Genomic DNA, 14906 nt, shown 5'->3' on the forward strand with positions numbered 1-14906 from the left:
TGGTATAATCCGTGTAACCCCTGTGATCGCAAGACTCTTTGAACCAGAGTGATGCTAGTGCGGGAATCAGACCACACACGATTACCTGCTGGAGACGCGCAGACGGACGGTTTTCAGGTCGAGTAAGGCACTGTTGATTTTACCCTGACTCTGAACCGTCAAGCGGGTCTTTCCGGCAGGCAGTGTAATGGTGCCAATTCTGCTATTCTGATAGACATCCCAGGTTCCCGTGGAGGGCACAGTCCAGAACAGCTGTTCTTCCCCTGTTTCCAAAAGCAGACGATTACCGGCTGGCCCGGGGGGGCAGGCAAATTCCAGATAGACGTCATACGGACCTGCTTGAGGGACATCCAGAGTCCAGACTGCCCGGTCATTCTCACTCTGCCAGTATCCGAGATTCTTATACTTGCTCTCAAACTTGAGAGTAGAACCATAGATTTCTGCCAGCTGAGGGGTCAAAAAGTAGTCGCCGCGCAATGCTTCCGCGACTACGACAGCCGGTTCGTTACCCGGAAATGTTTTTCTGGGTAATTTTGTTGAATTCAAATATGCGATCACATCCGCCAGATTCTGAGGCGTCATATCCTTTTCCAGCCCTTCGGGCATCAGTGACTTACCGGTACTGATCAACTCTTCCAGATCGGTGCGGAGCAGCGTCTTCGTCTTGCCATCACTTTGCACCAGCGAAATACTCTCGCCACTTTCAGACGCCAGTAAGCCGTTAAATGTCAGTCCGTCTTCAGTTACGGCCAGATAACTGATGTATTTATTCTCCACAGCACGATTCGGATCCAGAATCGCCGTCAGCAGTGCCTGAGGCGATTTGTCTGTCAAGGCTGTCAGATCAGGACCGATTGGTTTGCCCTCATTGTTGAGCTGGTGACAGACAGCACAGCGTTTCACAAATACTTGATGCCCTGCTTCAGTATTTCCAGTCAGTGCGACCACCTCAGCGTGCTCTTTGACGACCCTGGCACGATTAGAATCAAGTGAAGCAGCCAGCAGCTTCTCAGACTGTTGTCGGACTTGCTGATCCTTGTTATTCAACAACAGCTGTCGACTCGAAGCATCGATGTCCGCTGCAGAGATTGTTTTGTCTTTCAATCCTTCCAGAACAGACTGCACTCCTGCCTTGTGACTTAGCAGGGAGCTCAACACTTCAGAGCGTAAACCCGGGCCATAGTTTTTCCAACGTGCCAGCATAAGTTCTGTGGTCTGCGGATTGCCTCGTTGCGAGAGCGCTGCCACAGCGGCACTCTGTATGATCCGTGGATTTCGAGGAGATAGCATCTCAGACAACAGTAACAGATCTTCATCCCGCTGCGCAAAACCATGTCCAAGCAGTGGCAGAACCTGCCTGCGTAAGCTGACTGTTGCTGTTTCATCAGCGGCGATCGTCCGTGCTGCTTGAAACAGTGGCTTGAGTTCTTCCAGTATTTTCTGCAGTCGAGGGCTGGCTTTCCCGACATATTGGGGCAGGCTCTGATTTTTACGAGCGAGGGACTGCAACAACGTTGACAGCACCTCGAACTGCCAGGCCTGCCAACGTTGTTTTTTCTCTGACTGTGCGACTCGCTCGTAGATATTTGCAAGCACATCCTGCTGATCTCCAGAGATCGCCATCAGTACCAGGGAATTCAGAATCTGTAACGGTGGCTGCTTTCCCTGCAATTCTTCAAACAGAGAGGCGGTAAAGGAATCCAGATGTGGTCCTACGGAACTCAAGATCGCTGTCCGCAGAAAAATATCCTGATCGTGTGCCATAGCCAGACGGGCCAGGGCCGATCCCGCCTTGGGAGAATTCCATTCTCCGAGTGTGTATGCCAACTGCATCTGAACCTGCGGATCAGCATCCCCGACCAATGCCAGCAGACGATCACCCAGTTCAGGTGACTCATTCAGAAATGGCTCGCTCAGTCGAATCGCATGGCGGCGGACTCCAGGATGTTTGTCAGCCAAAGTCAGCAGGAGAACATCTTCGGTGATCGCGTCCAGTCCATCGAGCGTACAAAGTGCATGCAGACGAGCAGCCGGCGATTTTCCCTGCTTAACCATCTGCTTCAGATCAGGGACAACAGACTTGTCGCTGCGTGTCACAATCAACTGCTGAACCATATCACGCAGTGTCCCATTCGGGCTTTCCAGTTGCTGAACCAGATCAGAGGGGGAAAGCTGATCGAGACGGGGTAACGTTCGTACGGATGCCTTATCTGGAACGATCCGGTAAATCCGCCCCTGTTCCTTACCGGCGCGCAGGTCCAGCTTTTCCTGCATCTCTTTAGGAATCCATTGTGGATGTTCAATGACATGCCGATACATGTCGGCGACCCAGAGTGCACCGTCTGGTCCTGTACGGGCCATTACGGGACGAAACCAGTTGTCGGTCGATGCCAGAAATTCGGAATCCTGTTCGCTCTGTGCCCGCTGGCTGGTAAAGGTCGTCCCTTTCGGTTTCACGATTTCGCGATGTACCAGGTTATGTACCGGTTCGCAGATAAAGGAGTTCCCCATGAATTCCGCCCCCAACAGATCATCACGATAAAAACAGAGACCGCAGGCAGAGGTGATCCGGTTGACCTTATTGAAGTCATTAAAACGAACCTGTGTGCGACTGACCGGGAAAATCGTTGCCGCCCCGGGACGAATTGAGACCTGCACTTTCGCATCAGGGGCAATCAGGTTTTTATTACGACGGAGATAATGATCTGCCAACGCATAATGAAATGCGGGGTTACTGTTATTGCTGCCAAACCAGTTCCCCCAGTCATCCCGCTCACGGCCGAACTGGGTCTGCCCCGACTGCGGATCCATCTGACCGGTATCAGGTTTGATTCGTAAATCCCGACGACCAAAGTTCAGTTTTTCTCCTGTCTTGACCGACAACAAATCCCCACCGGAATCACCATTGGCCAGATACACCCAGTTATCCAGGCCCCAGCGTAGACCATTTACCCGGTGCTGCTGGTTCCCCTCTGCAAACCCGGTCACCAGGGATTCGCGGTGATCAGCTTTGCCATCGCCATCGGTATCTTCCGCATAGAAAACTTCCGGAGCAGTTGTGATAATCGCTCCTTTTCGCCAGGCCATCACTCCCGTGGGATAACCCACGCCTTCTAGAAAGACAGTTGATCGGTCGTACTTACCATCTCCGTCCGCATCTTCCAGAAAACGAATTCGTCCATCGAACGTACCTGATTCATTCACCCCCAGCGGATAGTCAGCCATTTCTGCCACCCAGAGTTTTCCATCCGGCCCCCAGTCAAATGCGACAGGGTCCTTCACCAGTGGCTCCGACGCCACCAGTTCCACATGAAATCCGGGTTTGACCTGAATTGTCTTCAGAGCCGCGTCCGGGTCTTTAGGCTTAGGACCCTGCTCATCCAGTAATTCCTCAAAGGACTTGCCCGCCACCAGATGTTTCATTTTGGCGGTATCTTCGTTCTGCACCCAAAGATGCTTCGAATGGAACCAGGCTCCGTTATTGGTTCCCTTGCGCGAAATCATCGGTACTGGTCCCCCGTCGTCAGCCCGATCCTCATCAAAGACTTTCTTCCAGCCTGACTTAAGCGAAGCAAACAGGTAAAGCGCAGCGTGATTCTCGTTCGAAAACAGCATGTCTTCAAAGCCGTCTTCATTGATATCGACAAAACGCAGTCCCGCATCGCGGCCCTGTTTGTCGACGATCGACGCAGAATCAGGAAGAGACCAGGGTAATTTCTTCCAACAGGTATCTTTCTGAGACCATGTGTAGATCGCATTCTGTTTGGGATTGGAAACGAGCAGTTCACACTGACCATCATGATTCAGATCCCGCAACCGGAGCCCCTGATCCTGGCCTGCTTTTAGTGTGAACAATGCGTCCTGCCCCTCAGGTAAACCAGCCAGTAACTCTGAAGCAGGCTGCCACGTTTTGCCATCAAACTTCCAGGCAGCGGAGACTTCAGGTGTCAGGGTCAGCAGGATTACCTGCTCGTTTAGAACTCCGAACCGTCCCCGAATCGCCTGATTTCCCTTGGCATCAGGAGCAGCCACGAGTCGAGTGGGAAATCCGGTTTCACTCCAGGTCTGCTGCCCGGGATTCCAGATACGGGTTTTCTGAACCTGCTCATTGCCGATAACCACATCCATGAATCCATCTGCATTCAGATCCAGCAGACGCACGCCATTGTCGGCTCCCTGCTGATTTCGCAGCGGCTGCCCCGCCAACAGATGCCGATTCATTCGCTCCAATACTTCCTGGAAAGAAAGAAACTGCACCGCCGATCCATGCTTCTGAACGGCATGATCAATCAGTTTGATGATCTGCTCATTGCTGATCCAGCCGTGTGGATGGAATACAAGATTAAACGTCCCTTCTTTGACCACGGTGGCATCAAGCACGGCAGTCCAGTCGCGAACCGTCAGCGGATTGAAGGGCTTTTGACGATGCTGGGCTGACCAGTCACTGGGAGTCACACAGGAAAACTCCCAGCAGAGCCTCGAGATGGGATAAGGATAGGGGTAATTGAAAATCGTATTCACGAACCCTCGATCTGTGGGAACGTATTTTTCGATTCTTCCCTGCCCGTTTGGATCGGTAACGAGTTCCTTTGGCAGGTCCGGATCCTGATCCGTAAATACCTGAAAGACAGAAGTATCGATCTGCAGAAAGTTCCCCTCGGGAGTAGTCTGATTGAAGATTTCAGTAAAGAAGCGCGGGCTGACTGTGTTGAGTGAATCACAGCACGGCATACGGTACGCCACTGGTTGACTGTTGGGAATCTGGCTCAAGAGATCGATGCACCGTTCAACGGTCCCTTTGGCCTTCTCAAAATCTCGATCTTTCAACAACGGACAGGGATGATCGTAAGTATGCACATCAATACTCACCCCTTCCTGAATCCACTTCTGCAGGTGGGGATCTTTTGGATCGACACGGCAGGTCATGATGCTGACCCCGGCCCGACCGTTGATCTCTTTCAGTCGCTCCAGGATCGGTCGCAGGTAGGTTTCGTACTTCTGGATATCGCGCATGTCGTCGATCGCCAGCACGCAGACAGCCTTGACTTCTTTATCCCCATACCACTGAGGGGTCGTCAGTTTGGGAAAATTGAGTGACACATAGTAGGGATCGTCCTGATCCAGATAGACCAGTCGATTGCCGGTTTGTGTCGCCTGTTTATCAGCCGACCGAGCGATGCGACAATCGATCAGCAGACCAGCCAAAACCAGGAGCAGTGACCAAACCAGCGAACCACGAATACGAGAAGCAGCGAGAGGACGAACAGCAGAGGGCATCTTGAAATCTCCATTTTCAGCAGGGGTCGAGCGTAGAACGGTCTACCTGATTCGTCTTCCACAGGCAGACCGCTCTTCAATTCCAGTCTGCTGGCTCTGTACTGTCGAGTCAAGCCTGAGGAACATACTTTGTATACAATCCAACAAAGAGGCAATACATCGCAATCAGTCCCATAACCTGAAATGTGTGACACATTCTCGTCATTCTGCAGGTGAACCTTCTAGTGCCGCCCACCACTTTTGTATACAATACTCCCCATTGAGCACATACATCGCCCACCAGACCGAAATGGAAATGAGCCATGAGCCAGATAGAACTGACATCGAACCCGTCAGCCAGCATCGCTGATCAACTGCGAATGGAAATCATTACCGGACGCATCGAAGAGGGCGCCGCCTTGCGTGAAGTGAGTTTGGCAGAGCGTTTTGAAGTGAGTCGGGCTCCGATTCGCGAGGCCCTGAAGCAGTTGGCTCATGAAGGCATGGTGGAGTCCAAACCCAACTGTGGAATGCGGGTGGCACCTTCCTCATCCAAATCCATGCAGGAACTTGTCATTCCACTCAGACAGACCGTGGAAACCTTCGCTCTCCGATCGATCTTTGATGATCTGAAAAATGATGATTTTGCGGAGTGGGAAGCCCTGCTCACCGAGATGAAAGCCGCTTGTGAAAACCAGGACTTCCTGCAACTGACCGAACTGGACATCAAATTCCATCAGTCGATTGTCGCCCGCTCCCCGGAACAAGGCCTGATGACCATCTGGCTGACGCTCGTCTCCCGCCTGCGGAGACACTTTCTGGAAGGCTTTCAAAAGCCAAATGACCCCATGAAGGTCTATTACGAACACCTGGCGATTGTCTCCATGTTTCGTTCCGGCAAACTGGAACCATCCATCCAGGCGCTGATTTCAAATATCGACTGAGTTCTCAAGATGGCGATTAATAAAAAACGCTCCCGCGGTCCGGAACGTTTCACAGACCACGGGAGCACCTCACTGAAGCTGACCAGGAACCACTTACAGTGCAGACATCCGTGCGTAGGCGTGGTCTAATGCATTCCGCAGAGTCCAGGCCTGCTGCGAAGCACAATGCATGCTTTTCGAGGAAGTTAACGCCTGGTGCATCTGATGACTGACATCAGACGGCATTCCATCCACTTCCTGCAACATCGACTGCATTGTCTTCCGATACAGTTTCGCTGACTGCTGGTAGTGACCGCAGTTGTATAAGTGAGCCCCCTGAGCAACGGTCTCGCGAATCTGGTGACAGGCTTCACGAGCTGTCACTTTCTTACCTTCTGGCGGCAGAATCACAGCGTCAATCACATGAATCACACCGTTAGAGGCATCGATATCTGTCTTGAGGATTTTAGCCTGATTCACTTTCGCGACACCACTACTGGCACTAATCTTCACCTTCTGCCCCTGCAGCGTTTTCGCTTCGCCTGCGGTCAGGGCTTTGTCTGAATACACACGACCAGCAATGACGTGGTATTTGAGAATATCAGCCAGTTTCTTCTTATTTTCCGGCTTCAATAATGATTCAATCGTGCCTTCCGGAAGTTTAGCGAATGCCTCATCTGTTGGAGCAAACACTGTGAAAGGCCCTTTCTCTGCCAAAACCCCTGCTAAACCAGCTTTAGTAGCAGCTGTCAGCAGTGTGTTAAACTTACCAGCGGCCGAAGCAGTCTCCACGAGATTCTTGTCTGCGGGCAAGATTACCTGATCGATCACATGGATGATCCCGTTGGAACATTTAATATCAGCCTTGATGACAGTTGCCCCGTCGACCATGACTGAACCATCTTTAGTCATGATGTCGACTCGCTGACCATTTAAAGTTTCAGCTCCGGTTAACTTCACAACCTTGGCTGCAGGCACTTCACCCGAGACTACATGGTAGGTCAAAATGTCAACCAGCTTGGATTTATTTTCCGGCTTGAGGAGAGTCTCAACTGTTCCTGGTGGTAGCTTGCTGAAAGCTTCATCAGTCGGAGCGAAGACGGTAAATGGCCCCTTACCTTCGAGCGCTTTAACGAGATCTGCCTCAGTGAGGGCTGTCGCCAGCGTTTTAAATGAACCAGCTTCGACAGCGGTTTCAACGATGTTTTTCTGCTCTGCGGCATGCGTGAAATTGGCCGAAATCATAACAGTGAAGGCGGTGGCCAGCGCCGCATACTGCTTAACGAAGAGATTCATCAGAACGACTCCTTAATTGTCTGGAGATTGTCAACTCGGTTACCTGAGAATTCGGAGAGGATGAGTGGCCACTACAGTTCCCGAACTACCTGTACCTTAGGTTGAGCAAACTCTTTGACAAGCGGCGACGCAGGCAATTTTTTTGAAATAGCCTGCTCGAGGCGCAGACTGTCCCCGCAGCTGATTTCAGAAACTGTTCCTCAACAGCAAGTTGATAAATCAGACCATCAAGTCGACTAAGGTCTGTTAAACCAGCCGACATTTTGACTTACTTGATCGAGTTCAAATACGCCAGCAGGTCTGCCATCTGTTGCTGATCGATCTGCTTCTCCAGGCCTTCAGGCATAAATGAAAGCTTCGAGCTGATCAGTTCATCGATGTCGATCCGCAGAACAGTATCGCTGGTGCCATCTGCCCGGGCGATCGTAATGCTGTTCGCATTCTCTGCCTTGATCAGACCGGTAATCGTCCGCCCCTGTGTGGTGACCAGCAGGTAAGTCACATACTGTGGCTTTACTTCCCGGTTGGGATCCAGAATATTCAGTAGAACGGCTTCGGTCCCGCGGTCCTTGATCGCCTTGAGGTCTGCTCCCAGCTGCACGCCGACATTCTCCAGACGATGACAGGCAGCACAGTTTTTCTTGAAGACCAGCTTGCCGTTGGCAGGATCACCTTTGAGTTTGAGTGAAGACTGATACTGCTTGATCACATCCGAGCGGCCGGTCAGACGCTGATTCTGAAAGAGGTCGGTCGCCCGCTTTTTGATCGCTTTATCCTGACTGCTCTTTAAGAGCTGAACGCGTTCGGGACTGATATCACCGGAGTTGATTTCACCTGCTTTGACCGCATCCAGTAAGGCGACCTGCCACGGCTGGCGGGAGAACAGTGTTTCGACTGCACTCATGCGTAATTGCGGGCTCAGACCAGGCCAGGCTTCTACCAGAAGTTCCGGCACCCGCTCATCATTCACCAGCCCTAACGTGGTGATTGCTTTCTGGCGAATCGGGAGCGGCTGCTGGACTGACAGCAGCTCCTCGAAAACCGGTAACGTTTCATCAGGGCTTCCAATACTCAAAGTGGGAATGGCCTCAACGCGTGTCTTTACAGGCAGTTTCGAGTTGGTCGCCTGCTCAATGGTCGACTTCATCATCCCCGATAACAGTTGAGCCGTATATTCGCTTTTTGACTTTGCCAACACCTGCTTGGTCGAAGCCGACGCCCTGGAGAGCAGATTGCGAAAGAACTGTTGAGCCAGTTCCTGATCGGTATCGGGCAGTGCTTCGAGTGCCACCATCAGATGCTTCACGTTCGACGAATCCGACTGGGCGCCAATCTGCACAGCCAGATCATTAAGAAATGCCTGACCGTTTTTATTATTGAGCGTGACAGGGCTCTTCGCCAGTATTGAAAATACTTCTCCAGCCCCTCGGTTCAGCGAACTATGCACAGCCATCCGCATCCACTTGTTATCAATTTCACGAGCAAGCAGACCCGCCAACGCCTGATTGCGGGCTCTGGTGTGGATGGCTCCAAGCGAGAATGCAGCCTGGTAGCGCACATCCAGTGAGACATGACCAGCCAGGGAGACCATAGCCTGTTGAATCAAGTGATCCTCAGCAAGCTGTTCCGCGATCCGCAGGCACTGAATGCTCACCTGGGGATCATTATCATGCATCCTCTGCAATAAAGTTTTCGCATCGAGAGACTTTAAGCCCTGTAATGACCAGAGTGCAGTCGCGCGGGTTACCGGCTTCCTGGAAGCTGCCGCCAGTTGTTTCAGATCAGGAACAACCGACGTGTCCTGACGCTCGTAGATCAGTCGCTGCGCGGTATCACGCGTCCAGCCGTTATCGCTTTCGAGCAATGCCACGAGTTCCTTTGATGACAGCTTCGTCAAATCAGATAGAGCGGGGCGCTCGAAGTTCTTCGGCACGATCCGATAGATACGTCCCTTGTCCTGTCCACCGATGGGATCAATATGCTTGAGGATCTCTTCCGGAATGAAGGGGGCCCCTTCGATCAGCTCACGATACATGTCCAGTACATATAAGGCGCCGTCCGGGCCATTTTCAAACTGCACTGGTCGAAACCAGACATCGGTTGAGGCCAGGAATTCAGCATCCTGGTCGGCACGCGGAGCCACCAGCGACAGACCATCGGGTTTAGGCGCAGCTCGATAGACGAGATTATTAGCAGGTTCACCGACAAACAAATTTCCCTGGTACTCCAAGGGCCAGGCATCGCCCCGATAGGCGGTAATCCCGGTCGCCGCGGTGAAAAAGCCCGAGGGCTTTCCGCCTTCAGAATCTCCGCGCTCGCTGGCCGCCCGGAGTCGGGTCCGCAAAATTCGCCAGGGCTCGATCTGGCTGATGCGCATCAGCTTGGTAAACTTTCCGCCGGGAGCAATATTCACTGGAGCCGGTGGTGGCGCCAGATAGGGGTTGCGTGCGATATAACGGTCATCGTACATCAGCACCTGCATCGGCACACTGTTGGCACAGACAAAGGCCCGGTTCCAGATCCCCAGGCTCATCCCATGCTGTCCACCGCCTGTTGTGAGTTCAATCTTACGCGTTGCAGGATCGAGGATCACGCCCCGCCCTTTGGTATTAAATTGTTTCTCTGGCTCTTCCGCAGCCACGGTAACCATTCCGCCATCGATGCCCGTGGAGAAGTAAATACGGTTATCCATTCCCCAGCGGAAGGAGTTGATCATCCCCTCATCCCCTTTGTCCCGCCCAAAGCCTTCCATGACGACTTCCCGCACGTCGGCCTTCCCGTCGCCATTCGTATCTTTGCAGTAATAGACATAAGGTGGTGCGCCCACAAATACGCCCCCCTGGTAACAGAAGACTGCGGTCGGCAAAGTGACATCTGTCAGAAACGGAGAACTTTTATCGAAGACGCCATCACCGTCAGTATCTTCGAGCAGTTTGACAGAGCTGTAACCTTCTTTGTGAGCGTCGTTGTATTCGGGCATTTCCACCACGTATGCCCGTCCCCGGGCATCAAAACACATGGCAACCGGATCACGCAGCAACGGCTCAGCGGCCACCAGCTCGATTTTGAAATCAGGATGAATCTTAAATGACTTCAACGCATCCTTTGGAGCCCGGGGAGGAATCCGTTTCATCTCTGCCGCATAGTCGACCGTCTTGGGAGAAGCACTTTTATCTGCTGAATTTGCAGTTAGAGTCAGACTGCTGACAAACCCAACAAGCACACACAGGAACAAAATCAGCGAAAAGTTCCGAGAAAGATGGGGAGAGACGCGGAGGGAGGGCATAATCAGATCCTGTTTAAACCACCGAGGCGGGACAATATATTAACTTATTTAATTTATTCACTGTCGCTCATTATAGAGCGACCTACCGGGAAGATTGAAGGAAGGAATTGCGGAACTCCGCGAAAAACTGGAAATCAGAGCGCAAATCCGCTTGTGGAGGAGAATTCTCTGCTACTGCATCAGTCGTTTCAGCTCTGCCTGCAGTTGCTTGACCACTTTTTCGTTTTCCGGCTGATCGATCACATTTTTGAACTCGTAGGGATCGTTCTGCACATCATACAGTTCGTCCATCCCTTTCAGTTCATTGAACTGAATCAACTTCCAGCGAGGGGTGCGTACCGCCTTGTACCCCATGCGGTCCAGTCGGGGAAAGACCGTGTCACTGTTATACTCGACCAGAATGGATTTGCGCCAGTCAGTTGGGTGCTCTCCCTTGAGCAGAGGTACCAGGCTGCGTCCGTCATATTTCTGATCTGACTTTACGTGTGCCAGATCTACCATCGTGGGAGCCAGGTCAACACTCACAGCAAACTCATCCACCAGCGTTCCGGCTTTGACCAGGGGAGGAAAACGGACCAGCAGCGGCACGCGGATTCCTTCTTCGTAAGGCAGCCGACGCTCCACACTCAAGCCATGTTCGCCGTACCAGTATCCGTGATCACTGGTGAAGACAAACACGGTCTGATCAAGACGCCCCTGTTTTTCCAGTAAATCCAGCAACATGCCCACACCCTCATCGATGCCGGCCAGCATCCGCAGACGATCGCGGATGACATCATCACTAGTCCCCGTCTTCTGACTGAGAGGGGGCAGTCCGGAAATCTTTCTCTGTAACGCCGTCTTTCCTTCCAGGTCGTCCAGCACATTTAAACGACGGGGAATCGCGGCATCGCTGTAAAGGTTTTCGTGCCGTTTCGCCGGCATAAACTTCGCGGCGGAAGGATCGGTAATACTTCCATCGTCTCGCTGTGTCAGCTCAGGATGAAGTGCTTTCTGGGCGATGTACAGGCAGAATGGCTTGTCCTGATTCTGCTCAAGAAATTCATTCGCCTTCTGATTCAGTACATCCGTTGTGTGTCCGTCAAGCTGTTTCCGCTCTCCATTGATATTCAAAACCGGATCGAACGATGTCCCCTGCCCTTTCATGCTCACCCAGTAATCAAAGCCGGGGCGGGCCGTGTCATCATTACCCATGTGCCACTTACCCACATAAGCTGTCTGGTAGCCCGCCTTCTGCAGTGTCTGGGGAAATGTTTTGAGCGTATGGCTGTGTTCGCTCCGATTGATATTATCCAGAATGCCATGATTGTGAGTATACCGCCCCGTTAACAGGCAGGCTCGGACCGGCGAACAGAGGGGCGTCGAACAGAACGCGTTGCGAAAGCGGGCACCTTCCCGGGCGATTCGGTCAATGTGAGGTGTCCTGACAAACGGATGCCCCATGCACCCCAGTTCGTCCCACCGCAGATCGTCCACCAGCACGACAACAATATTCGGGTGTTGAGGAACATCGGCCGCACAAAGCGGATGCTGGGAAACTGATAGAAAAAGGCACAGACAGACCAGGGTCTGTAACACCACGCTCCTGGGAAAACATCTCACGAATACTGCTCCTGGCTGATGATCTGAGGGTTTCGGGTCTGAGCACGCTGACCAGTCTGGATGAGATTCTACTGTACCAGACTGCGCGGTTGAATCAAGCAATGGCGGGGACTACCTGGAAAGGCAAGACTTACTCTTCCTGTTCCCTGGCCCTCAAATGGCTGACGCGCGGTAGTGCTTACATGCTGAAAATTTTCAAAATATCGAATGAGATTCACTGACCTCAAGCGGTTAAATATCTATGCCGGAGTGTTAGCTCTCTGCGACCCCGTCCGCAACCTGTCACTGGTCTCGTTGAGACCCTACAAGCGGTACAGATCAAACTGACGGAATTCAGCTCGAATAGCACCGGGAAGTACAGTTACCTTTTGTACCGTTCTCGAATATGAATTCTTCGGGAGTTGAGCCAAAAAAAGCCGGTTAGCATTAGTCTTGGCTAATGCGAGTTGTATAAAATATGAGGTATCAAGCCAGATGAATCACATCGCCATATCTCTGGTTTTCTGTCATCTCTGAAACAAATCAAGGAACGACTCTGGGAGTTTTGTATGTCAGGAGAACAAGTCCGTAACCGCGCAGGTTTTGCGTGGTATGGTAAGCTGAGTGCAAGTTGTCTTGTGGTATTGGCAGTACTGGTGGTTACCAGCCTGCCCGATTCGGAAGCTGCCCCGCGTAGAAAACCCGTCAGAAAGAAACCGCCAGAGAAAAAAGAAGAACCGCTGCCGCCGCGTTTCATGGTCAAGTCAAAACCCGTCGATCCCGTGAAACAGGCTTCCGCCCTGCGTTCAGCTGAGGAAATCGACCGTCTGGTAGAAGCCAACTATAAGAAATACAACGTCAAACCCAATCCGATGACTGACGACGCTCAGTTTCTGCGTCGCATCTATCTGGACATTACGGGCACCATTCCCACCTATCGGGAAACCAAGTACTTCCTCGCATCGCGACATCCTGACAAACGTCAGCGGCTGATTGACCGTCTGCTGGACAGCGATGGCTACGCCAGCCACTATTACAATTACTGGGCTGACGTCCTGCGATATACCGACCGTCTGAACAATAACGTTGACGGTGCTCCCTACCGGCAGTGGATCAAACAGTCTCTGGCCGAAAATAAGCCCTGGGACAAAATGGTTTCCGAAATGATCACCGCCGAAGGTTTGATCTGGGAAAATCCCGCCACCGGCTACATGCAGCGTGATTCCGGTATGCCCCTGGACAACATGAATAACACCGTTCGGATTTTCCTGGGAACCCGCATCGGCTGTGCTCAGTGCCACGATCACCCCTTCGATCGCTGGAAGCAGAAAGAATTCTACGAAATGGCCGCCTTCACCTTTGGAACGTCTACGCGTGCCAGCGGGAATGATAAACGCTACTACATGGAAGGCGACCCGAATCGTCGTCTCCGTCAAGAATATCAGGACCTTGATCAGGATGAAAAGGATCGCCGCCGCAATCAGGGACGATTCAACCGTATGATCCGGGTCAATATGATGGTCGTTAACGACCAGGCCAATCGCAAGATTCGCCTGCCACACGACTATGCCTACAGCGACGCCAAACCAAAATCGGTCGTTGAGCCAAAAACGATCTTCGGTGAAGCCGTTGTTGTGAAACCGGGAGAAACTCCCCGCGAAGCCTTCGCCCGCTGGATGGTTTCTAAGAACAATCCTCGTTTCGCCAAGACCATTGCCAACCGGCTCTGGAAACAGACCTTTGGACGCGGACAGATCGAACCCGTCGATGACATGATGGACGATACCGTCGCAGAGAACCCCGAACTGATGAAGCATCTCGAAGCTGAGATGAAACGACTCAACTTCGACATGAAAGAGTACCTGCGAATTCTGTACAATACCAAAACCTATCAGCGGCAGGCCTCCACGGAAGATGTACCCCTCAGCGAGTACTATCACTTCCCCGGCCCGGTACTGCGTCGTATGACTGCAGAACAGGCGTGGGATTCCTTCCTGACCCTGGCTGTCGTCAAACCGGAAGAATACCGCGAACTGCCTGCGGAAATGGAAACGGAAATCATTTCTGTCGATCTGAATAAGGCTTCCGCCCGGGAAGTCCTCGATGCAGATGAACAGAAACGGGAAGAGATTGACCGCACCCGTTACAAACGGGAAAAGAAGTACAAGTACAAAGGTCAGTTGCTGGCACGGGCCTCGGAGCTGCCGTCCCCCGTTTCTCCCAGCCACTTCCTGCGTACGTTCGGTCAGTCGGATCGCGAACTGATTTCAGCCTCCTCCGATAGCGGTTCGGTACCACAGGTCCTGTTCATGTTCAATGGTCCGGTGACCCACATGATGCTCGAAAAAGGCTCGACGATTTACAACAACGTGATTGAGTCGAAATCGCTCAAGGAAGGGATCGAAGTCGTCTTCATGACGATTCTGAATCGTTACCCCGACAGCGATGAACTCAAACTCGCGATGGAGGAAATCGAAACCAACGGCGCCGCCGGTTACGGAAACGTGATCTGGGCACTCGTGAATACTCGAGAGTTCCTGTTCATTCAATAAAACTTCAGCCGC

At 52.2% G+C, this 14906-nt stretch carries 6 protein-coding genes; 2 read left to right on the plus strand and 4 right to left on the minus strand.

Features of this window, described 5'->3' with window-relative positions; translation table 11 throughout:
• Positions 1 to 81: 81 nt before the first annotated feature.
• Positions 82 to 5277, minus strand: coding sequence for a PVC-type heme-binding CxxCH protein (locus tag F1728_RS07070; protein ID WP_155363518.1), 5196 nt, complete (start codon positions 5275 to 5277; stop codon positions 82 to 84).
• 302 nt (positions 5278 to 5579) lie between these two features.
• Between F1728_RS07070 and F1728_RS07075 the strand changes: the two genes are divergently transcribed.
• The gene (locus F1728_RS07075) at positions 5580 to 6200 is read left to right on the plus strand and encodes a GntR family transcriptional regulator (protein WP_155363519.1); all 621 of its coding nucleotides are present in this window, start codon (positions 5580 to 5582) and stop codon (positions 6198 to 6200) included.
• A 93-nt stretch (positions 6201 to 6293) separates the two neighbouring features.
• Here the strand turns inward: F1728_RS07075 and F1728_RS07080 are convergent, their stop codons facing one another.
• The 3 genes from F1728_RS07080 to F1728_RS07090 all read right to left on the minus strand — a co-directional run bounded on the left by F1728_RS07080 (position 6294) and on the right by F1728_RS07090 (position 12339).
• Complete coding sequence (locus F1728_RS07080; RefSeq protein WP_155363520.1) at positions 6294 to 7475, minus strand: fasciclin domain-containing protein; 1182 nt, start codon at positions 7473 to 7475, stop codon at positions 6294 to 6296.
• Between the two features lie 268 nt (positions 7476 to 7743).
• Positions 7744 to 10761, minus strand: a complete 3018-nt coding sequence (locus F1728_RS07085) for a PVC-type heme-binding CxxCH protein (RefSeq protein ID WP_155363521.1) — start codon at positions 10759 to 10761, stop codon at positions 7744 to 7746.
• A gap of 171 nt (positions 10762 to 10932) precedes the next feature.
• Positions 10933 to 12339 carry a sulfatase family protein gene (locus F1728_RS07090; RefSeq protein WP_194242721.1) on the minus strand — a complete coding sequence of 469 codons (1407 nt, stop codon included), beginning with the start codon at positions 12337 to 12339 and terminating at the stop codon, positions 10933 to 10935.
• A gap of 572 nt (positions 12340 to 12911) precedes the next feature.
• Here F1728_RS07090 and F1728_RS07095 point away from each other — a divergent pair.
• Complete coding sequence (locus tag F1728_RS07095; protein ID WP_155363523.1) at positions 12912 to 14894, plus strand: DUF1549 domain-containing protein; 1983 nt, start codon at positions 12912 to 12914, stop codon at positions 14892 to 14894.
• The last annotated feature ends 12 nt before the right edge of the window (positions 14895 to 14906 follow it).

Source organism: Gimesia benthica (assembly GCF_009720525.1).
Lineage (GTDB): Bacteria > Planctomycetota > Planctomycetia > Planctomycetales > Planctomycetaceae > Gimesia > Gimesia benthica.

Bases quoted from the DNA above. Each gene is read 5' to 3' on its own strand.
- F1728_RS07070 (WP_155363518.1), bottom strand. From the start codon at position 5,277: ATGCCCTCTGCTGTTCGTCCTCTCGCTGCTTCTCGTATTCGTGGTTCG.
- F1728_RS07075 (WP_155363519.1), top strand. From the start codon at position 5,580: ATGAGCCAGATAGAACTGACATCGAACCCGTCAGCCAGCATCGCTGAT.
- F1728_RS07080 (WP_155363520.1), bottom strand. From the start codon at position 7,475: ATGAATCTCTTCGTTAAGCAGTATGCGGCGCTGGCCACCGCCTTCACT.
- F1728_RS07085 (WP_155363521.1), bottom strand. From the start codon at position 10,761: ATGCCCTCCCTCCGCGTCTCTCCCCATCTTTCTCGGAACTTTTCGCTG.
- F1728_RS07095 (WP_155363523.1), top strand. From the start codon at position 12,912: ATGTCAGGAGAACAAGTCCGTAACCGCGCAGGTTTTGCGTGGTATGGT.